Annotated in this window: 13 protein-coding genes; 4 read left to right on the top strand and 9 right to left on the bottom strand. The window is 67.1% G+C overall.

The genetic code is table 11. The annotated features are described in order from the left end of the window. Positions 1 to 219: 219 nt before the first annotated feature. The 3 genes from metH to ACW11F_RS03560 form a co-directional block, all read right to left on the bottom strand. Positions 220 to 2,907: a methionine synthase gene (metH, locus tag ACW11F_RS03570; protein ID WP_456995535.1), complete on the bottom strand. Its 2,688-nt coding sequence runs from the start codon at positions 2,905 to 2,907 to the stop codon at positions 220 to 222. Then, positions 2,904 to 4,004 carry a homocysteine S-methyltransferase family protein gene (locus tag ACW11F_RS03565; RefSeq protein ID WP_456995534.1) on the bottom strand — a complete coding sequence of 367 codons (1,101 nt, stop codon included), beginning with the start codon at positions 4,002 to 4,004 and terminating at the stop codon, positions 2,904 to 2,906. Before ACW11F_RS03565 ends, metH begins: the two co-directional genes overlap by 4 nt. A gap of 75 nt (positions 4,005 to 4,079) precedes the next feature. Then, positions 4,080 to 5,012: an ArsR/SmtB family transcription factor gene (locus ACW11F_RS03560; RefSeq protein WP_456995533.1), complete on the bottom strand. Its 933-nt coding sequence runs from the start codon at positions 5,010 to 5,012 to the stop codon at positions 4,080 to 4,082. Between the two features lie 92 nt (positions 5,013 to 5,104). Here ACW11F_RS03560 and ACW11F_RS03555 point away from each other — a divergent pair, with 92 nt between their 5' ends. The 4 genes from ACW11F_RS03555 (at position 5,105) to ACW11F_RS03540 (ending at position 13,262) form a co-directional block, all read left to right on the top strand. After that, positions 5,105 to 6,283 carry an acyl-CoA dehydrogenase family protein gene (locus ACW11F_RS03555; protein ID WP_456995532.1) on the top strand — a complete coding sequence of 393 codons (1,179 nt, stop codon included), beginning with the start codon at positions 5,105 to 5,107 and terminating at the stop codon, positions 6,281 to 6,283. 229 nt (positions 6,284 to 6,512) lie between these two features. After that, positions 6,513 to 11,417 carry an NAD-glutamate dehydrogenase gene (locus ACW11F_RS03550; protein WP_456995531.1) on the top strand — a complete coding sequence of 1,635 codons (4,905 nt, stop codon included), beginning with the start codon at positions 6,513 to 6,515 and terminating at the stop codon, positions 11,415 to 11,417. A gap of 107 nt (positions 11,418 to 11,524) precedes the next feature. Further along, positions 11,525 to 12,286 (top strand): NAD kinase, encoded by a 762-nt coding sequence (locus ACW11F_RS03545; RefSeq protein ID WP_456995530.1) that lies wholly within the window; start codon positions 11,525 to 11,527, stop codon positions 12,284 to 12,286. A 58-nt stretch (positions 12,287 to 12,344) separates the two neighbouring features. Continuing rightward, entirely contained in the window at positions 12,345 to 13,262 is a 918-nt protein-coding gene (locus ACW11F_RS03540) for a 5'-nucleotidase (RefSeq protein WP_456995529.1), read from the top strand. Positions 13,263 to 13,307: 45 nt separating this feature from the next. Here ACW11F_RS03540 and dnaE read toward each other — a convergent pair whose 3' ends face one another. The 6 genes from dnaE to lpxD are packed head-to-tail and all read right to left on the bottom strand — an operon-like array spanning position 13,308 to position 20,994. Further along, the gene (dnaE, locus tag ACW11F_RS03535; protein ID WP_456995528.1) at positions 13,308 to 16,841 is read right to left on the bottom strand and encodes a DNA polymerase III subunit alpha; all 3,534 of its coding nucleotides are present in this window, start codon (positions 16,839 to 16,841) and stop codon (positions 13,308 to 13,310) included. Positions 16,842 to 16,876: 35 nt separating this feature from the next. Continuing rightward, on the bottom strand, positions 16,877 to 17,524 hold the full coding sequence (gene rnhB / locus ACW11F_RS03530) for a ribonuclease HII (protein WP_456995527.1): 648 nt from the start codon (positions 17,522 to 17,524) through the stop codon (positions 16,877 to 16,879). Between the two features lie 5 nt (positions 17,525 to 17,529). Continuing rightward, positions 17,530 to 18,750: a lipid-A-disaccharide synthase gene (gene lpxB, locus ACW11F_RS03525; RefSeq protein WP_456995526.1), complete on the bottom strand. Its 1,221-nt coding sequence runs from the start codon at positions 18,748 to 18,750 to the stop codon at positions 17,530 to 17,532. Next, positions 18,747 to 19,526 carry an acyl-ACP--UDP-N-acetylglucosamine O-acyltransferase gene (gene lpxA / locus ACW11F_RS03520; protein WP_456995525.1) on the bottom strand — a complete coding sequence of 260 codons (780 nt, stop codon included), beginning with the start codon at positions 19,524 to 19,526 and terminating at the stop codon, positions 18,747 to 18,749. Before lpxA ends, lpxB begins: the two co-directional genes overlap by 4 nt. A gap of 2 nt (positions 19,527 to 19,528) precedes the next feature. Further along, positions 19,529 to 19,984, bottom strand: coding sequence for a 3-hydroxyacyl-ACP dehydratase FabZ (fabZ, locus tag ACW11F_RS03515; RefSeq protein WP_456995524.1), 456 nt, complete (start codon positions 19,982 to 19,984; stop codon positions 19,529 to 19,531). Continuing rightward, entirely contained in the window at positions 19,981 to 20,994 is a 1,014-nt protein-coding gene (gene lpxD, locus ACW11F_RS03510) for a UDP-3-O-(3-hydroxymyristoyl)glucosamine N-acyltransferase (protein ID WP_456995879.1), read from the bottom strand. The genes fabZ and lpxD overlap by 4 nt, the downstream gene beginning before the upstream one ends. Between the last annotated feature and the right edge of the window lie 15 nt (positions 20,995 to 21,009).

Raw genomic sequence — 21,009 nt, 5'->3', positions numbered from 1 at the left:
GGCAGCAGATCAAGAAACGAGTGGGAACGCCGGCTCCGCTTCTGCTTTTGCTCCTACTCGTTCCTCGTTCCTCTCCACTCGTTTCCTCGGCACTTCCTCGGCACTGCTGCTGCCGGGCGACGATCTTCGGCAGCAGATCAAGAAACGAATAGGAACGCCGGCTCCGCTTCTGCCTTTGCTCTTACTCGTTCCTCGTTCCTCTCCACTCGTTCCTCGCTCTTACTCAGGGTCGTAATCAAGATTCGGGGCAAGCAGGCGCTCGGCAGCCGCCCGGCTCACGCCCTTGCGTCGCGCGTAGTCCTCGACCTGTTCGCGGCTGAGCCGGCCGAGCACGAAATACTGGCTGCCCGGGTGGCTGAAGTACCAGCCGGATACGGCAGCAGCCGGCAGCATCGCGTAGTTGTCGGTCAGCTGCATGCCGGTGTTTTGCTCGACGTCCAGCAGGCGGAACAGCGTGGCTTTCTCGCTGTGCTCGGGGCAGGCGGGATAGCCGGGCGCGGGGCGGATGCCGCGGTACTGTTCGTCGATGATCGCCTCGACCGACAAGGCCTCATCGGCGGCATAGCCCCAGAACTCGGTGCGCACGCGCTGGTGCAGACGCTCGGCGAGGGTTTCGGCAAGGCGGTCGGCCAGCGATTTGAGCAGGATGGCGTTGTAATCGTCATGCGCCGCTTCGTAGCGCGCCACGTGTGCATCGATGCCGATGCCGGCGGTGCAGGCGAACGCACCGATCCAGTCCTGCCTGCCGCTGTCGGCCGGGGCGATGAAGTCGGCCAGGCACAGGTTGGGCCGCTCCACCGGCTTGTCCGCCTGCTGGCGCAGGTGATGGAGCATCACCGTGCCGTTGTCGGTCTGCACCTGGATGTCGTCACCGATGGAATTGGCCGGCCACAGGCCGATCACCGCCTTGGCGGTCAGCCACTTCTCGGCAAGAATGCGCTTGAGCATCGCCTGTGCGTCGGCGAACAGCTCGCGCGCCTGCGTACCGACCACCGCGTCATCGAGGATCTGCGGGTATTTGCCCATCAACTCCCAGGCGTTGAAGAACGGACCCCAGTCGATCAGGTCGACCAGTTCGTCCAGCGGATAGTCATCGAATACATGGATGCCAGGCTGCGCCGGCGTGGGCGGCGTGTAATCGTCCCAGCCACCGTCGAAGGCGCGGCTGCGCGCATGCGCCAGCGACACCAGCGGCTTGCCGCTGCCCTTGCGCCGGTGGCGCTCGCGCACGTCGGCGTAGTCGCTGTCGTTGGCGGCGACGAATGCCGGGCGCAGTTCGGGCGAGACCAGCGACTGCGCCACGTTGACCGCGCGGCTGGCGTCCTTCACCCAGATGGTCGGGGCGTCGTAATGCGGGTCGATCTTCAGCGCGGTATGCGCGCGCGAGGTGGTTGCGCCGCCGATCAACAGCGGCATGGTGAAGCCCTGGCGCTGCATTTCGCGGGCGACATGGCTCATTTCCTCCAGCGAAGGCGTGATCAGGCCGGACAGGCCGATCATGTCGGCGTTCTGCGCGATCGCGGTGTCGAGGATCTTCTGCGCCGGCACCATCACGCCCAGGTCCACCACCTCGAAGTTGTTGCAGGCCAGCACCACGCCGACGATGTTCTTGCCGATGTCGTGCACATCGCCCTTGACCGTGGCCATCACGATCTTGCCGTTGGACTTGCCGACATCACCGGTCTTGAGTTTCTCCGCCTCGATGAACGGCAGCAGGTGCGCCACTGCCTTCTTCATCACCCGTGCCGATTTGACCACCTGCGGCAGGAACATCTTGCCGGCGCCGAACAGGTCGCCAACCACGTTCATGCCGTCCATCAGCGGGCCTTCGATCACGTCCAGCGGGCGTGCGGCAGCCAGCCGTGCCTCCTCGGTGTCCTCCACCACGTACTGGTCGATGCCGTGGACCAGCGCGTGGCTCAGCCGCGCCTCCACCGCCTGCTCGCGCCAGCGCAGGTCCTCGACCTTCTTCTGGCCCTTCTTGCCCTTGTAGTTGTCGGCGATCTCCAGCAGCCGTTCGGTGGCATCGGCGCGGCGGTTGAGGACCACGTCCTCCACGCGTTCACGCAACTCCGGGTCCAGATCGTCATACAGCGGCAGCGCGCCGGCGTTGACGATGCCCATGTCCATGCCGGCGCGGATCGCGTGATACAGGAACACCACGTGAATCGCCTGGCGCACCGGCTCGTTGCCGCGGAAGCTGAAGCTCACGTTGGAGACGCCGCCGGAGATGTGGCTGTGCGGGAAGCGCTTGCGCAGCTCGCGGGCGGCTTCGATGAAGTCCACCGCGTAGTTGTCGTGTTCCTCGATGCCGGTGGCGATGGCGAAGCAGTTGGGGTCGAAGATGATGTCCTCGGGCGGGAAGCCGACCTCTTCCGTCAGCAGCTGGTAGGCACGCGAACAGATCTCGATCTTGCGCTGCGCGGTATCGGCCTGACCGACCTCGTCGAAGGCCATCACCACCACCGCGGCACCGTAACGCCGCACCAGCTTCGCCTGGCGCAGGAACTCGTCCTCGCCTTCCTTCATCGAGATCGAGTTGACGATGCCCTTGCCCTGCAGGCATTTCAGCCCGGCCTCGATCACGCTCCACTTGGAGGAATCCACCATCACCGGAATGCGCGCGATGTCCGGTTCGGCCGCCATCAGGTTGAGGAAGGTGACCATCGCCGCTTCGGAATCCAGCAGGCCCTCGTCCATGTTGACGTCGATCACCTGCGCACCGTTCTCGACCTGCTGCCGCGCCACGGCCAGCGCGTCGTCGAAGCGGCCTTCCAGGATCATCTTCTTGAACTGCGCGCTGCCGGTGACGTTGGTGCGCTCGCCGACGTTGACGAAGTTGGTCTGCGGGGTGATGACCAGCGGCTCCAGGCCGCACAGCCGGGTGTGGCGGGGCAGGGTGTTCATGCTGCATCTTCCATGACAGGCACCGCGCGCGGGGCGACGCCCGCCACCGCGGCGGCGATCGCGGTGATGTGTGCCGGAGTGCTGCCGCAGCAGCCGCCGAGGATGTTGACCAGCCCGGATGCGGCGAACTCGCCGACGATGGCGGCCATTTCCTCCGGCGTCTGGTCATAACCGCCGAAGGCGTTGGGCAAGCCGGCGTTGGGGTGGGCGCTGATGTAGGTGTCGGCGATCAGTGACAGCGCCTCCACGTGCGGGCGCAGCTCCTTCGCCCCGAGTGCGCAGTTGAGCCCGATCGCCAGCGGCCGTGCATGCCGCAGCGAGTACCAGAACGCCTCGGCGGTCTGCCCGGACAGGGTGCGGCCGGAGGCGTCGGTGATGGTGCCGGAGATCATCACCGGCAGCCGTGCACCGAGTGCGTCGAAGGCTTCCTCGATGGCGAACAACGCAGCCTTGGCGTTGAGCGTGTCGAACACGGTTTCGATCATCAGGATGTCGGCACCGCCCTCGATCAGCCCGTCGGCGGCCTCGCGGTAGGCCTCGCGCAGCGCGTCGAAGGAAGTGGCGCGAAAGCCCGGCCGGTTGACGTCCGGTGACAGCGAGGCGGTCTTGCTGGTCGGCCCCAGCACGCCGATGACGAAGCGCGGCTTGTCCGGTGTTGCCGCTTCCGCCTGGTCGCAGGCGGCGCGGGCCAGTCGTGCACCTTCGCAATTCAACTCGCGCACCAGATGCTGCAGGTGGTAGTCGGCCAGCGAAATGGCGGTCGAGTTGAAGGTGTTGGTTTCGATCAGGTCCGCGCCGGCGGCCAGGTACTCGGCATGGATGGCGCCGATGATGTCCGGCCGGGTCAGGGTGAGCAGGTCGTTGTTGCCGCGCTGGTCATGGCCCTCGCAGCCACAGCCGGGACCGTGCGCATGGCCTTCCTGCGGCGTGAACAGGGCGTCGTAACCGTCGCGGAAACGCTCGCCGCGGTAGTCGGCCTCGTCCAGCCCATGGCGCTGGATCATGGTGCCCATCGCGCCATCGAGGATCAGGATGCGCTGCTCGAGGGCCTCCAGCAGGGCGGTGGTACGGGTCGGGTTGTGCCAGGGAAGGGACATGGATCAGTTACCGGAATGGAGTGGGCGTATCGCCGCACGGGATGTCCGCGCGCGACGCGCGCGTCATGAACGCGTTCAGTCGGGCTTGTTCGCGATCAACGAGATGACTTCGAAATGCGGCGGGCGGCGTTCGCGGGTGACGCTGCCGGCATCGGCCAGTTGCAGACCGGCCTTGCTCAGAAAACGCTGCAGTTCCTTGTGCGTGAAGCCGAGATTGACGTGGCCGAAGGGCTGCACCGCCGCGGCGTGCGCGTGCTTGCCGAGGCTCGACAGCAGCAGCCGGCCACCGGGCCGCAGTACCCGCGCCGCTTCGGCCACGGCCTGCGCCGGCTGCTGTGCGTAAGTCAGCGCATGCATCATCACCACCAGGTCGAAGCTCGCATCGGGGAAGTCGAGCGCATGCATGTCGCCCTCGAGCACTTCCACGTTGGACAGGCCGCGCAGGCGTTCCGAGGCCGCGCTGACCACGCGGCGGCTGGCGTCCAGGCACACGTAGCGGCCGGCATGCGGCGCGAGCAACTCGGCCAGCACGCCGTCGCCGGAGGCGATGTCGAGCACGTCGCCGGCATCGAGCAGGGGCAGCGCACTGCGTGCCAGCGCCTCCCAGGTGCGGCCGGGCGAATAGTGGCGCTCCATGTCGCCGGCGACGCTGTCGGCCCAGTTCTGTTCGCGCTCGCGCGCGGCCAGCACCTCGGGCAGGCGCGCGGCGTCCTGCTCCAGCAGCGGATCCTGACTGCCCTCGCGCAGCAGTGCCCACAGCGCCCGCTGACCGGGCTCCAGCGCATCCTCGTCGAAGCGGTAATAGGCCGATACACCGGCGCGCCGGTCGCGCACGAATCCGGCTTCCTTGAGCCGCGCCAGGTGGGTGGAGACCCGCGGCTGGGCAAGGCCGGTGATCGCGGCCAGTTCCGCCACGGTCAGCTCTTCGCGCTCGAGCAGCGCCATCAGACGCGCGCGGGTCACGTCGGCGAATACCTTGAGCCGGCTCGACCAGGCTTCCAGGTCCATGCTTATCCTTTTATCCGCATTGAAAGATAAGTGTGAGGGGCTGCCGTCATGCGGTCAAGCAGCGTGAGTCCGCACACGGCTCCGGGCTACAATTGGCGTTTCTTAAACGCAAGGCATGCCCCGTGGATTTCAGCTTCAGTGAAGAGCAGTTGATGCTGCAGGATGTGGCCCGGCGGATCGCCAGGGAAAAGATCGCGCCGTCGGCCGAGGCATTCGACCAAAGCGGCGATTTCCCGTTGGAAAACATCCGCGTGCTGGGCGAAAGCGGTCTGATGGGTATCGAGGTGCCGACCGAATACGGCGGTGCCGGCATGGACCCGGTTGCCTATGTGCTGGCGATGGTCGAGGTGGCTGCCGCCGATGCCGCGCACAGCACCATCATGTCGGTCAACAACTCGCTGTTCTGCAACGGCATCCTGACCCATGGCAGCGAAGAGCAGAAACAGAAGTACGTGCGCGCGATTGCCGAAGGCCGCGAAATCGGCGCCTTTGCGCTGACCGAGCCGCAGTCCGGCTCCGATGCCACCGCGATGCGTTGCCGCGCGGTCAAACAGGAGGATGGCAGCTACCTGGTCAACGGCAAGAAGAGCTGGATCACCTCCGGCCCGGTGGCCAAATACATCGTGTTGTTCGCGATGACCGACCCCGAGCAGGGCGCGCGCGGCATCACCGCCTTCCTGATCGACACCGAGCGCGAAGGGTTCCACCGTGGCAAGACCGAGCCCAAGCTCGGCATCCGCGCTTCGGCCACCTGCGAGATCGAGTTCAGTGACTACCGGGTCCAGCCCGAGGAAGTGCTGGGCGCCGAAGGGCAGGGCTTCAAGATCGCGATGAGCGTGCTCGATGCCGGCCGCATCGGCATCGCCAGCCAGGCCATCGGCATCGCCCGCGCCGCCTACGAGGCCACGCTGGACTACGTCAAGGAGCGCAAGGCCTTCGGCCAGCCGATCGGTGCGTTCCAGATGACTCAGGCCAAGATCGCCGACATGAAGTGCAAGCTGGATGCCTCGCTGCTGCTGACCCTGCGCGCGGCCTGGCTCAAGGGCCAGGGCCAGCGTTTCACCACCGAAGCCTCGGTGGCCAAGCTGACCGCCTCGGAAGCGTGCATGTGGATCGCCCACCAGGCGGTGCAGATCCACGCCGGCATGGGATACAGCAAGGAAATGCCGATCGAACGGTACTTCCGCGATGCCAAGATCACCGAGATCTACGAAGGCACCAGCGAGATCCAGCGCCTGGTCATTGCCCGCAACGAGACCGGATTGCGGTAAGCGCGATGCAGGCGTATCGGCCCGCCGTTGGCCATGGCCCGCGCCGACGCGGGGCCGCAGCATGAGCCTGATGCCCTCGCATGTCCGTGCCCCTGTCCGTGTTCCGCGGGCGGGGGCGATCCACATGTTTCCCTGTCCGTCATTCCACTCCCACGCCGCGTTCCGCAGCGGCATCCGCAACACCGGGCGTTGAGCAGCTCGCTCACCCGCATTCCAGAGGTTTGATGCCATGACCCGCAAGATTTCCTCCAAGCGCGCCACCCTGTCCAAGTCCCTGCAGGAGGCGCTGGGCAAGGATGAGGCCCTGCGCAATTTCACCGCCACGCTGCTCGGCCGACTGAGCGCCGACGAGATCAAGGCGCGGCCGGCGGCGCATTGGGCCGCGCTGGCACGCGATGCACTGGCCTTCATCCGCAACCGCAAGCCGGGAGCGGCGGCGGTGCGGGTATTCAATCCGAGCGAAGGCAAGCAGGGTTGGGAATCACCGCGCAGCGTGTTGCAGGTGGTCAACGACGACATGCCGTTCCTGGTCGATTCGATCACCAATGCGCTGGGCGAGCGCGGCATCGGCGTGCATGGCCTGATGCACCCGGTGCTGGCGATCGAGCGTGACAAGGCCGGCAAGCTCAAGCAGCTGGGCAGCGGTGCGCCCGAATCGTTCATTCACATCGAACTTGATCGCCAGGATCCGGCCGGTCAGCGTGCGCTGGAACAGGTGCTGGGCGACGTGCTCGGCGAGGTGCGTCTGGCGGTCGAAGACTGGCCGCGCATGCGCGAGCGCATGGACCAGGCCGCGTCCGCCATCGGCGGCGCCGCATTGGATGCGCAGAGCGTGGCCGAGGCGCAGGAGTTCCTGCGTTGGGCCGCGGACGATCATTTCACCTTCCTCGGCTACCGCGAATACAAGGTCGAGAAGCGCGGCAAGGAAGACATGCTGGTGGCGGTCGAGGGCAGTGGTCTTGGCCTGCTGCGCGAGGACGATGCCAGCAAGCCGCGGCCGATGAAGTCGCTCGATGCGCATGCGGTGCAGAAGGCCGGCCTGCGCGAGCCGGTGGTGGTGACCAAGACCAACGCACGTTCGCGTGTGCACCGTCGCGGCTACATGGACTACATCGGCGTGGTGGAATATGACGCCAAGGGCCGTCCGTTGGGCGAGAAGCGCTTCATCGGCCTGTTCACGTCGAGCGCTTACCGCCGCCGTCCGTGGGACATCCCGATGGTGCGTTCGCGCTTCGAGCGGGTGATGCAGGCCTCGGGCCTTCCCGAAGCCGGGCACAGTGCGAAGGCGTTGCGGCATATTCTCGAATCGCTGCCGCGTGACGAGCTGTTCCAGTCCAGCCATGACGAACTGCTGGCGCTGGGCGAAGGCGTGCTCGGCCTGCAGGAACGGGTGGAAAGCCGCCTGTTCATCCGCCGTGACCGCTATGGCCGCTTCTATTCGGTGCTGGTATACGTGCCACGCGAGCGCTTCAACACCGACATGCGCCTGCGCATCGAGCAGATGCTGAAGCAGACGCTGGCTGCCGACCACCTCGAAAGCCATGTGCTGATGGGCGATTCGCCGCTGGCTCAGCTGCACATGATCGTGCGCCCGCGCGACGAGGCCGAAGCCGATACCGACATCGCCGCGCTGGAAGCGCAACTGGTCGAGATCGTGCGCAACTGGCACGACCGCCTCAATGACGTGCTGGTGGCACGCCACGGCGAGGAAGACGGCTTGCGTCTGGCGCGCAGTTTCGCGCGTGCGCTGAGCCCGGCCTATGTCGAGGAGGCCGGCCCCGAGGCCGCCGCCAATGACGTCGAACAACTGGCCGCGCTCGAAGGCGAGGATGACCTGCGCATCAGCCTGCGCACCGATCCGCGCGCCAGCCACTGCAGCGATTGCATCGAAGTCAAGCTGTTCCGCCATGGAGCCAGCCTGCCGCTGTCCGAAGTGTTGCCGATGCTCGACAACATGGGCTTGCAGGTGATCACCGAATACCCCAACGAGGTCCGCGTCGACGGTCGCAGCATGTCGATCCAGGATCTGGAAGTGCGCCCGTTGGGTGGCGTGGTGCCCAGCGAAGACGCGATCGCACATTTCATCGAGGCGTTCGGGAAGGCCTGGCGCGGCGAGCTGGAGGACGACGGTTTCAACCGCCTGCTGCTCGGTGCCGGCCTGCGCTGGAGACAGGTCGCCATGCTGCGCGCCTACAGCAAGTATCTGCACCAGATCTGTGCACCGTTCTCGCAGAGCTACGTCGAAGACACGCTGACCCGCTATCCGTTGCTGGCGCGCCTCCTGGTGGCGTATTTCGAGGCACGATTCGATCCCGTGACCGGCAGCAAGGCACGGGGCAAGGCGCTGCTGGTCGAGCTTGAAGCACTGGCCGGCGACAATGCCGCCGCGAAGGCGGCGCTCAAGCCGATCGCCGATGCCGCCGGCAAGGCGCGCGCGACCCAGGTCGAGGCGGTGCATGGTGCCATCACCGTGCTGCTGGATGCGGTCGAGAGCCTTGACGAGGACCGCATCCTGCGCAGCTTCATCGGCGTGATGGATGCCACCCTGCGCACCAACTACTTCATCGACTACGTCGACGGCAAGCGCAAGGACGGCGGCCCGGCCGACTATCTCGCGTTCAAGATCGACTGCAACGCGGTGCCGGATTCGCCCAAGCCGCGCCCCTACCGCGAAATCTGGGTGTGCGGGCCGCGGGTGGAGGGCGTGCACCTGCGCTACGGCCCGGTGGCGCGTGGCGGCCTGCGCTGGTCGGATCGCCGCGAGGACTTCCGTACCGAGGTGCTGGGCCTGGTCAAGGCGCAGATGGTGAAGAACACGGTGATCGTGCCGGTCGGCTCCAAGGGCGGCTTCTATGCCAAGCGTCTGCCCGATCCGGCCAAGGATCGCGATGCGTGGTTCGAGGAAGGCCGCGATTGCTACAAGCGCTTCATCAACGGCCTGCTCGACATCACCGACAACCTCGACGACAACGGCAAGGTGCTGCCGCCGGCCGGTGTCGTGCGCCATGACGGCGACGACCCGTACATGGTGGTCGCCGCCGACAAGGGCACCGCGACCTTCTCCGACACCGCCAACGCGATTTCCGAGGCGCATGGCTACTGGCTCGGCGATGCGTTCGCCTCCGGCGGCTCGGTCGGTTACGACCACAAGGGCATGGGCATCACCGCGCGCGGCGCCTGGGAATCGGTCAAGCGCCACTTCCGTGCGCTCGGTCACGACACCCAGAAGCAGGACTTCACCGTGGCTGGCATCGGCGACATGTCCGGCGACGTGTTCGGCAACGGCATGCTGCTGTCCCGGCACATCCGTCTGGTTGCCGCGTTCGATCATCGCCACGTGTTCCTCGATCCATCGCCGGATGCGGCGACTTCGTTCAAGGAACGCCAGCGCCTGTTCAAGCTGCCGCGTTCCTCGTGGGCGGACTACGACGCCAAGCTGATCAGCAAGGGCGGCGGCGTGCACTCGCGCGCCGAGAAGTCGATCAAGCTGACCCCGGAAGTCAAGCAGGTGCTCGGCATCGACGCCGGCGTGGATGCGCTCAGCCCGACCGATCTGATCTCGGCCATCCTGCGCGCACCGGTCGATCTGCTGTGGAACGGCGGCATCGGTACCTACGTCAAGGGCAGTGCGCAGAGCCATGCCGAGGTCGGCGACCGTGCCAACAACGCGCTGCGCGTCAATGGCGGCGAGCTGCGCTGCAAGGTGGTGGGCGAGGGCGGCAACCTCGGTTTCACCCAGCCCGGCCGCATCGAGGCGGCGCAGGCCGGGGTGCTGATCAATACCGACTTCATCGACAACTCGGCCGGCGTGGATACCTCCGACCATGAGGTCAACATCAAGATCCTGCTCAATGGCGAGGTGCAGAAGGGCACGTTGAAGACGCCGGCGCGCAACAAGCTGCTGGCGGACATGACCGACGAAGTGGCCGCGCTGGTGCTGAAGGACAACTACCGCCAGAACCAGGCGATTTCGCTGATGGAGCGCATGAACGTGCCGCGCCTGGGTTCGAAGCTGCACTTCATCCACACCCTGGAGCAGGCCGGCAAGCTCGATCGCCAGATCGAGGACCTGCCCAGCGATGCCGAGATGGCCGAGCGCAAGTCGCGTGGCCAGGGCTTCACCCGGCCGGAGCTGGCGGTGCTGCTGTCCTACGCCAAGCTCGATGCTTATCCGCGGTTGCTGGAAAGCGATGTGCCGGAAGACCCGTACCTGTCCAGGGAACTGGTCGCCTATTTCCCGCAGCCGCTGCAGGCCAAGTACGCCAAGGCGATGGAAGACCACCGTCTGAAACGCGAGATCATCGCCACTGCGGTGACCAATTCCACCATCAACCGCATGGGTGCCACTTTCCTGATGCGCATGGAGGAAGACAGCGGGCGCAGCCTGGGTGAAATCGCCAAGGCCTACACCATCACCCGCGAGACGCTGGATGCGCGCGAGCTGTGGACGCAGATCGATGCACTCGATGGCAAGGTGCCCGATTCGGTGCAGATCGACGCGCTGGAAGTGATCTGGGAAGCGCAGCGCGGCTTCACCCGCTGGCTGCTGTCGCGCCCGGGCGCGATCCCCGGCATCCAGCAGGCGGTCGAGCGCTACCACGATGGTTTCCGCGACGTGCGCGCCGGCGAGGGCATCCTGCCGGCCTCGCAACGGCCGGCCTACGAGGCCAGCCGCAAGCAATGGCGTGCCAAGGGCGTACCCGCCGCACTGGCCGACCAGCTGGCGGCGCTGCCCTACCTCGAGCCGAGCCCGAACATCATCGAACTGGCGCGCGAGCGCAAGCTGCGCGCGGTCGAAGTGGCCAAGGTCTACTTCCGTCTGGGCGATGCCTTGCACGAGCCGTGGCTGCGCGAGCAGATCGCCGCGCTCAACGTCGAAGGCCGCTGGCATGCGGTCGCGCGCGGCGTGTTGCGCGACGAACTGGCCACGCAGATGAGCAAGCTGACCGAGCAGGTGCTGGCGATGCCGGGCAAGGATGCCGAAGCCAAGGTGGATGCCTGGCTGCGGCGTGACGATCCCGCGCTGCGCTTCACCCTGGGCATGCTGCACGAGCTGGCCACGCAGAAGAGCCTGGACTACCCGACGGTGTCGGTGGCGGTGCAGCGCCTGGCGCAGCTGGCCTCGCGCGGCTGAGGGCGGCAACAGGGCAGCGCAGCGGGAGACGGGGAACGGGTACAGTAGGGCCGTGAGGCCGTAGCTTGTCCGTTCCCCGACTCATCCACTCGCTCAAGGCTCAGTGCATGCCCCGCATTGCCTTTCTCGCCAGCCCAGCCCCCGATGCCCAGGCGGCATTGCAGACACTGAGTGCACGCCACGGGCAGCATGAGGCCGAGGATGCGGATGTGCTGGTGGCGCTGGGTGGTGACGGTTTCATGCTGCAGACCCTGCACCGGCTGGGCGCATTGGGCCGACCGGTGTACGGCATGAAGCTCGGCACCATCGGTTTCCTGATGAACCAGCACCGCGTGGACGCGCTCGTCGAGCGCCTGGCCAAGGCCGAGCCGGCGGTATTGCGTCCGCTGGAAATGCAGGCGCAGACCGAATCGGGCGCCAGCGTCAGTTCGCTTGCCTACAACGAAGTCTCGCTGCTGCGGCAGACCCGTCAGGCCGCGCACATCGCGATCGATCTCAGTGCCGAGGAGCGCCTGGATGAGCTGATCTGCGACGGGGTGATGGTTTCCACTGCTGCCGGCAGCACCGCCTACAACTTCTCCGCCGGCGGGCCGATCCTGCCGCTTGGCGCCAATGTGCTGGCGCTGACGCCGATCGCGCCATTCCGGCCACGGCGCTGGCGCGGGGCGGTGCTCAAGGCCGGCACCGAGGTGCGTTTTCGCGTGCTCGACCCGTACAAGCGGCCGGTCAGTGCCACCGCCGACTCGCATGAAGTGCGGGACGTGGTCGAAGTCACCATTCGTGAATCCGACTCGCGCACGGTGACCCTGCTGTTCGATCCCGAGCACAATCTGGAAGAGCGCATCCTCGCCGAGCAGTTCGTCGCCTGAAGCCGGGGCACATGTGGCCGTCTCGCCTGCTGCGACACCGATCTGCGATGCTGGTGGCATGAGCCCGCCAAGCCCCCGCCATCCGCCACCGCTGGTGATCGCGATCACCGCGCGTGCCCTGTTCGACATGGAAGAAAGCCATCAGTTGTTCGAGCGCGAAGGGCTGGTCGCATTCCGTGCCTACCAGCGTGCGCGCGAGGACCAGCCGCTGGCGCCCGGCATCGCCTTTCCGCTGGTGCGCAAGCTGCTGGCACTGAACCAGTTGACGCCCGACCACGCGCCGCATGTCGAGGTGATCCTGCTCTCGCGCAATTCCGCCGACACCGGCCTGCGCGTGTTCAATTCGATCCAGCACCATGGCCTGGACATCAGCCGCGCCACGTTCACCTCCGGTGCGCCAGTATGGCCCTACATCAAGCCGTTCGGTGCGCAACTGTTCCTTTCCGCCAACCCCGAATCGGTGAAGCAGGCGCTGGAGGCCGGCATCGGCGCGGCGATGATCCTGCCCGGTGGTGCCAGCGAAAGTCCGCATGAGGACATCCGCATCGCGTTCGACGGTGATGCGGTGATCTTCGGAGACGAAGGCGAGCGCGTGTCGCGCGAGCGCGGGCTGGAGGCATTCGGTGCGCACGAGCGCGAGAAGGCGCACGAGCCGCTTTCCGGCGGCCCGTTCCGCGGTTTCCTGCAATCACTGCATGATCTGCAGGAGAGTTGGCCGGCGGATGCACCGCCACCGATCCGCACCGCGCTGGTCACCGCGCGCTCGGCACCGGCACACGAGCGGGTGATCCGCACCCTGCGCGAATGGGGGGTGCGCCTGGACGAGGCATTGTTCCTTGGCGGCCGCGACAAGGGCGAGTTCCTGCGTGCGTTCGGCGCCGACATCTTCTTCGACGATTCGTTGCACAACATCGATTCGGCGCGCCATCACGTCGCCGCCGGACACGTGCTGCACGGCATCGCCAACCTGCCCTGAGGCCGACTGCAGTCGGCATAGACAATCAATGCGCGTGCCGGGCGCTCAGCCTTGTGCCCAGGGCTTGCCCAGCGCCAGCTTCACCGTGCGCACGCCGGGCGTGGCACGCAAGGTGGCGGCGAGGTCCTGATCGATGCGCACGCCCTGCTTGCCATTGAGGTCGAGTTGCCCGCTGGCGCCTTCGCGCAGCAGCTCGAAGCGGATCGGCGTCGCACCCGGGCGGTGCGCATCGAGCACCTCATCGACTTTTTCCAGTGCACCGGGCACGCGCAGGTCCAGGCGCAGGCCAAGGTGCAGCGCATGCGTCGAGCAGACTTGCTGGTAATCCCAGCAGCGTCGCGCACGCAGGCTGAAGCCGCCGGAAAACTCGTCCTCGCGCAGGCCACCTTCGATGATCAGGATGCGTTCGCGAGCGAGCAGGGCGGCGTACTCGGTGAATGTCTCGGCGAAGAAGGCGCATTCGATGCGGCCGCGGCCGTCTTCCAGCGTCACGAAGGCCTGTGATTCGCCCTTGCGCCGCATCGCGGTCACCTGGCCGGCCAACACCACCGTCTTCTCCGGCCGCCAGCCACCCTTGCGGTCTTCGGCGCGCTCGCCCCAGACTTTTTCCAGTTGGCCTAGGTGGAAGCCGATCACCTCGACCAGATCGTCGCGGTAAGGGTCCATCGGGTGGCCGGACAGGTAGAAGCCCAGCGTGTCGCGCTCGTGGCGCAGCTTTTCCGCCAGAGGCCAGTCGTCGGTCTCGGGCAACTCGATGTGCAGTGCCGGGCCGGCAGCGTCATCCGGTCCGGCAAGACCGAACAGCGACGACTGCCCGGCTTCGCGTTCGCGCGCCAGCTGGTCGGTGGCCTTCAACGCTTCGGGCACCTGCAGCAGCAGTGAGGGGCGGTTGGTGCCGAGTGCGTCCAGCGCGCCGGCATGCACCAGTGCTTCCAGCGTGCGCCGGTTGAGCTTGCTCGATTCCACCCGCCGGCAGAAATCGAGCAGATCGGAAAACGTGCCACCCTGCATGCGCGCTGCGATGATCGCTTCGCAGGCACCGCGACCCACGCCCTTGACCGCGCCCAGGCCATAGACCAGCGTTTGCGCGTCGGCGGCCTCGAACAGGTAGCCGGAGGCATTGACGTCGGGCGGGCGCACTTCCAGCCCGAGTGCGCGTGCCTCGTCGAGGAAGGCCACCACCTTGTCGGTGGAATCCATGTCCGAGGACAGCACCGCGGCCATGAATTGCGCCGGGTAATGCGTTTTCAGCCAGGCGGTCTGGTAGCTGACCAATGCATACGCGGCGGCATGCGACTTGTTGAAGCCGTAGCCGGCGAACTTTTCCAGCAGGTCGAAGATCGGCCCGGACACGCGCGCCTCGATGCCATGCGTGGCCAGCGCACCGGCTTCGAACTTGGCCCGTTCGCGGGCCATTTCCTCGACCTTCTTCTTGCCCATCGCACGGCGCAGCAGGTCGGCGCCGCCGAGTGAATAGCCGGCGAGGATCTGCGCGGTCTGCATCACCTGTTCCTGATACACCACCACGCCATAGGTCGGTTCCAGCACCGGCTCCAGCAGCGGATGCGGGTAACTGACCTCGGCCTCGCCATGCTTGCGCGCGACGAAGTCGGGAATCAGGTCCATCGGCCCGGGCCGGTACAGCGATACCAGCGCGATCAGGTCCTCGAAGCGATCGGGCAGGGCGCGGCGCAGCAGCTCGCGCATGCCGCGCGATTCGAACTGGAACACCGCCACCGTGTCGCCGCGGGCGAAGAGTTCGTACGTGCGCGCGTCATCCAGCGCGATCGCGGCGATGTCCAGCGGCGCCTGGCCCGGCTCGGCGGCCGCATTGATCGCCTTCACCGCCCAGTCGATGATGGTCAATGTGCGCAGGCCGAGGAAGTCGAACTTGACCAGGCCGATCGCTTCGACGTCATCCTTGTCGAACTGGGTGACCGGATTCTTGCCAAGGCCCTCGCTGTCGTGTTCGGCGAACAGCGGGCAGAACTCGGCCAGCGGTTCGGGCGCGATGACCACGCCGCCGGCATGCTTGCCGGCGTTGCGAGTGAGGTTTTCCAGCTGCAACGCGAGATCGATCAGCTCGCGCACGTCCTCCTCGTCGCGGTAGCGCGCGATCAGCTCGTCGCTGCGCCAGGCCTCGTCCTTCTTCGATTTTTCGGTGCGGCCAAGCGCATCGGACAGGCTGATGCCGAGCGTCATCGGCACCAGCTTGGCGACGCCGTCGACGAAACCGTAGGGATGGCCGAGCACGCGCCCGGCGTCACGCACCACCGCCTTGGCGGCCATGGTGCCGTAGGTGATGATCTGGCTGACCCGGTCGCGGCCATACTTGCGCGCGACGTATTCGATCACCTCGTCGCGGCGGTCCATGCAGAAGTCGATGTCGAAGTCCGGCATCGACACGCGTTCGGGGTTGAGGAAGCGCTCGAACAGCAGGTCGTAGGGCAGCGGGTCGAGGTCGGTGATGCCCAGTGCCCAGGCCACCAGCGAGCCGGCACCCGAGCCGCGACCGGGGCCGACCGGGATGCCCTGGGCCTTGCCCCAGTTGATGAAGTCGGCCACGATCAGGAAGTAGCCGGGGAAGCCCATCTGGATGATCACGTCCAGCTCGCGCTGCAGCCGCTGCTGGTAGTCCTCGAGCGTCCTGCCTTCGGCCATCGGCTGCCTGGCCAGGCGCGCCTCGAGTCCTGCCGCGGCCTGTTGGCGGATCCAGCTGGACAGCGTGTGCTCGTCCGGCACCGGAAACTCGGGCAGGTAGTAGGTGCCCAGGCGCAGGCTGACGTTGCAGCGCTCGGCCAGTGCCAGGCTGTTGTCGAGCGCGTCCGGCACGTCGGCGAACAGCTCGTGCATCTCGCTGGCCGAACGCAGGTACTGCTGCGCGCTGTAATCGCGCGGGCGCTTGGGATCATCCAGCACGCGACCGGCGGCGATGCACACCCGGGCCTCGTGTGCGTCGAAGCCTTCGGCATCGACGAAGCGCACGTCATTGCTCGCCACCAGCGGGATGCCGAGTTCGCTGGACATGGCCATGGCGAAGCGGTTGAACGGCTCCTCGCCCTCGCGCCCGGTGCGGGTGATGGCAAGGTTGAGGCGGTCGCCGAAGCGGCCGAGGAGATCCTGCAGGTGGGCCTGGGCGTGGTCGGCGCGGTTCATCGCCAGCAACTGGCCGGCGGCGCTGGCCCGCCCGGCGATGGCGATCAGGCCATCCAGCGATTCCTCGTCCAGCCAGTGCGGGTGCAGCGCCACGCCTTCCTGGCGATGGCCTTCCAGCCATGCCCGTGACACCAGACGCGACAATGCCTTGTAGCCGGCATGGTCGCGGCACAGCAGGGTCAGCCAGTGCAGGGGTTCACCGGGCAGTCCGATGGCAAGGTCGGCGCCGGCGATCGGCTTGATGCCGGCGGCTTCCGCGGCACGGAAGAACTTGACCAGCGCGAACAGATTGTTGCGGTCGGTGACCGCGAGCGCCGGGATGCCACGCGCCGCCGCGGCCGCGGTCAATTCCCTGATGCGCACGGTGGAATCGGCCAGCGAGTACTCGCTGTGCAGCTGCAGGTGGGCGAAACGATCGGACATGCGTTCCCGTGGGGCGTCGCGCGGGACGTGTGGCTTCAGGGTAGGGTCGGGGCGCGATGCGGGCAAGGCTTGACAGCGGCCTGCGCAGGCGCGCGGGCCTGCAATGCCCGTTGCACCGGGGCGAAGCTGCGGCGATGTTCCGCGCACGGGCCGTGCTGCTGCAGCGCCGCCAGGTGCGCGGCGCTGGGATAGCCCTTGTGGCGGGCAAAGCCGTATTCGGGATGGCGCAGGTCCAGCTCGCGCATGCGCGCATCACGCGCGGTCTTGGCCAGGACCGAGGCGGCCATGATCGCGGCATCGCGCGCATCGCCGCCGACCAGCGCTTCGGCCGGGCAGGGCAGGCCCGGTGGCAGGCGGTTGCCGTCGATGCGGGCGAATGCCGGCGCCGGCTGCAATTCGCACAACGCACGTGCCATGCCGGCGAGGGTCGCCTGCAGGATGTTGAGGCGGTCGATTTCCTCGGCCTCGACGAATACCACGCGCCATGCCAGCGCCTGTTCGCGGATGCGCGGTGCGAGCGCCTCACGCCGCACTTCGGTGAGCTTCTTGGAGTCATCCAGCCCCGGTACCGGCCGTGCCGGATCAAGGATCACCGCGGCCACCGCCACCGGGCCGGCCAGCGGCCCGCGCCCGGCCTCGTCCACCCCGGCGACGAGGCCGGCAGGCGCGTGGAACAGGTCCATGGCTCTCATCGTCGGCCGTCCGCGTGCGTGATCAGCGCGGCCACCGCCTCCGCCGCGCGCGCCGAGGCATCGCGACGCAGTTCCTGGTGGAGGGCACGGAAGCGCGGCAGCAGCGCGTCACGTGCGGCGGAATCGGAAAACCAGTGCCACAGGGCTTCGGCAAGGGCATCCGCGGTGCAGGCATCCTGCAGCAGTTCGGGCACCAGGGTTTCGCCGGCAAGCACGTTCGGCAGACTGACGTGCTCGCTCTTGAGCAGGCCCAGGCCGCGCACGATGGCATGCGTAAGCGGTGCGATGCGGTGGCCGATCACCATCGGCCGCTTGCACAGCATCGCCTCCAGTGCGGCGGTGCCGGAGGCGAGCAGGACCGCATCGCTGGCGATCATCGCCGCCTGCGCACGGCCATCGAGTATCCGTGGCGGACTGGCGCCGGCCTCCGCGGAAGCCAGCGGATGCTGTGCCAGCGTCTGCTCGATGGCGCGGCGACAGTCCGGATTGGCTGCCGGAATCAGCACGTGCAGCCGTGGCAGGCGTTGGCGCAAGCGCTGTGCGGCGTCGAGGAACAGCGGCAACATGCGCTCGATTTCGCCCAGGCGGGAGCCGGGCAGGACTGCCAGCACTGGCCCCTGCGCCGGCAATTGCAGTTCCGTGCGCGCGGCCGCGCGGTCGGGCTCGAGCGCGATCGCATCGGCCAGCGGATGGCCGACGAATACCGCGTCCACGCCATGCCGGCCGTAGATCGGTGGTTCCATCGGGAACAGGCACAGCACACGATCGGCGCTTTCGCCCATCTTCGCCGCACGCGATTCGCGCCAGGCCCACACGCTCGGGCTGACGTAATGCACGGTGGAGACGCCGCGCTGCCTGAGCCAGCGTTCGACGCCGAGGTTGAAGTCGGGTGCGTCGATGCCGATGTAAATCTGCGGCCGCCAGTCCAGACTGCGCTGGCGGAATGCGCGGCGCAGGCGCAGCAAACGCGGCAGGTGCGCGAGCACTTCGGTCAGGCCCATCACCGCCAGTTCCTGCGCCTCGTGCCAGAGTTCCATCCCCGCCGCCTGCATCGACGGGCCGCCGATGCCGGCGAAACACGCATCGGGGAAGTGCCGGCGCAGGGCATGGATCAGGCCGGCACCGAGCAGGTCGCCGGAGGCCTCGCCGGCACACAGCACGATCCGCGGCGCCGCCGGCGCTGAAGGATCGGCGGGCGCGGCAGGCGCGGGATTCACCGCAGCAGGGGCCGTTCGCCGGCCTCGATGAAGTCTAGGAAGGCGCGAACGTCGTCGCTGTCGTGCGCGATCTCGGCCAATTCCGCCTTGGCCTCGTCCAGCCGTGCCTCGCCAAGGTAGAGCGCGCGATACGCGCGTTTGATCGCGCCGATACGCGTGCCGTCGAAACCGCGGCGCTTGAGCCCTTCGCTGTTGATGCCGCGTGCGCGCGCGTACTTGTCCTGCGCCACCATCAGGAACGGCGGCACGTCGCCGTTGACGAACGCGCCCATGCCGATGAAGGCGTGCGCGCCGATGCGGCAGAACTGGTGCACGCCGGCGAAGCCGGACAGGATCACGTGGTCGCCGATGGTGACGTGGCCGGCCAGCGTGGCGTTGTTGGAGAACACGCAATGGCTGCCGACATCGCAGTCGTGGGCGATGTGCACGTAGGCCAGCAGCCAGTTGTCGTCGCCGATGCGGGTCACGCCACCACCGCCGGTGGTGCCGCGGTTGATGGTGACGAACTCGCGGATCACGTTGCCGTCGCCGATTTCCAGACGCACGTCTTCGCCGCCGAACTTCTTGTCCTGCGGATCACCGCCGATGGCGGCATGTCCGTGGATGCGGTTGTCGCGTCCGATGCGGGTGGGTCCGAGGATGCTGCAATGCGCGCCGACCACGCTGCCGGCACCGATTTCCACCCCGTCGCCGATCACGCAGAAGGGGCCGATCTGGACGTCATCGGCCAGCCTGGCGTCTGCCGCGACCACCGCGGTGGGGTGGATGTGCGCCATGCTCAGGCGTCCACCTCGGCGCACAGGATTTCGGCACAGGCCACTTGCTGGCCGTCCACCCGCGCCTGGCAGGCGTACAGCGTCATGTTGCGGATTTCGCGCTTGATCTCGACTTCCAGCTCCAGCCGGTCGCCCGGCACCACCATGCGCGAGAACTTGGCTGCGTCGACCTTGACCAGATAGGAAATCTTGCCGGCATCCGCGCCGCCACGGCTGAGGTGGCTGAGCAGGCCGCCGGCCTGGGCCATTGCCTCGATCACCAATACCCCTGGCATCACCGCATGCGTCGGGAAATGGCCGTTGAAATACGGTTCGTTGATGCTGACGTTCTTCCACGCCAGCACCCGCTTGCCGGCCTCGAACTCGATCAGCCGATCCACCAGCAGAAACGGATAGCGGTGGGGCAGCAGGGCGCGGATGTGTTCCACATCCATCGGCATTGTTTGGCTGGTACTCATTCCCGATCCTTGTTGTGGCCACCGCGCACGTCGCGGAACAGCCTGTCCAGTTGCTTGAATCGCGCGGCGCTTCTGCGCCATGCGCGGTTGTCCATCAGGGGTGTCCCCGAAGAATACTCGCCCGGCTCGCGGATGGAGTGGGTGACCAGGCTCATCGCAGTGATCACCGCCTGATCGCAGACCTCCAGATGGCCGAGCACGCCGGCACCGCCGCCGATCAGGCAATAGCGGCCGATGCGTGCGCTGCCTGCGGCTGCCGAGCAGCCGGCCATCGCGGTATGCGCGCCGATATGCACGTTGTGGCCGATCTGGATGAGGTTGTCCAGACGTACATCCTCTTCCAGCACGGTATCGTCCAATGCGCCGCGGTCGATGCAGGTATTGGCGCCGATCTCGCAGTCGTCGCCGACCACCACGCCGCCCAGTTGCGGCACCTTGATCCAGCGGCCTTCGGCCATCGCCAGGCCGAAGCCGTCCGCACCGAGTACCGCGCCGGGATGGATGCGCACGCGCTCGCCAAGGCGCACCCGGGTGACCAGGGTGACGCGTGCAACGAGTTCGCAGCCGGCACCGACCACGCAATCCTCGCCGATCACCGAACCCGGGCCGATCACCGCGCCGGCGCCGATCCGCGAGCGCGCGCCGATGCTGACGAAGGCAGCGATGTGCGCCGACGGATCGATCACCGCGTCGGCCGCGATGTCGGCACTTGGATGGATGCCGGGCGCATGCGTGCTGCGCGGTTCGAACAGGGCGGCGATGCGCGCGAATGCCGCATACGGATCCGCCGCGATGAGGGCGGTCATCGGTGCATCCTCGGCATCTGCAGCGCGCATCACCACCACCGATGCCGTGCTCGCGGCCAATTGCGCGCGATAGCGCGGGTTGGCAAGGAACGCGAGCTGGCCCGGCGCCGCGGCGGCCAGCGTGGCCACCCCGTGCACCTGCGCATCTGCATCGCCGACCAGCTGCAGCCCGAACTTCTCCGCCAGTTGCGCGGCGGTGAACATCGTGGCCATGGCCGA

Source organism: Luteimonas sp. e5 (assembly GCF_054031035.1).
Note: the sequence above shows the minus strand (reverse complement) of the source record. Positions and strands in the feature narration are given on the sequence as shown.

Coding starts and splice junctions, on each gene's coding strand:
- metH (WP_456995535.1), bottom strand. CDS start 2,907: ATGAACACCCTGCCCCGCCACACCCGGCTGTGCGGCCTGGAGCCGCTG.
- ACW11F_RS03565 (WP_456995534.1), bottom strand. CDS start 4,004: ATGTCCCTTCCCTGGCACAACCCGACCCGTACCACCGCCCTGCTGGAG.
- ACW11F_RS03560 (WP_456995533.1), bottom strand. CDS start 5,012: ATGGACCTGGAAGCCTGGTCGAGCCGGCTCAAGGTATTCGCCGACGTG.
- ACW11F_RS03550 (WP_456995531.1), top strand. CDS start 6,513: ATGACCCGCAAGATTTCCTCCAAGCGCGCCACCCTGTCCAAGTCCCTG.
- ACW11F_RS03545 (WP_456995530.1), top strand. CDS start 11,525: ATGCCCCGCATTGCCTTTCTCGCCAGCCCAGCCCCCGATGCCCAGGCG.
- ACW11F_RS03540 (WP_456995529.1), top strand. CDS start 12,345: ATGAGCCCGCCAAGCCCCCGCCATCCGCCACCGCTGGTGATCGCGATC.
- dnaE (WP_456995528.1), bottom strand. CDS start 16,841: ATGTCCGATCGTTTCGCCCACCTGCAGCTGCACAGCGAGTACTCGCTG.
- rnhB (WP_456995527.1), bottom strand. CDS start 17,524: ATGGACCTGTTCCACGCGCCTGCCGGCCTCGTCGCCGGGGTGGACGAG.
- lpxA (WP_456995525.1), bottom strand. CDS start 19,526: ATGGCGCACATCCACCCCACCGCGGTGGTCGCGGCAGACGCCAGGCTG.
- fabZ (WP_456995524.1), bottom strand. CDS start 19,984: ATGAGTACCAGCCAAACAATGCCGATGGATGTGGAACACATCCGCGCC.
- lpxD (WP_456995879.1), bottom strand. CDS start 20,994: ATGTTCACCGCCGCGCAACTGGCGGAGAAGTTCGGGCTGCAGCTGGTC.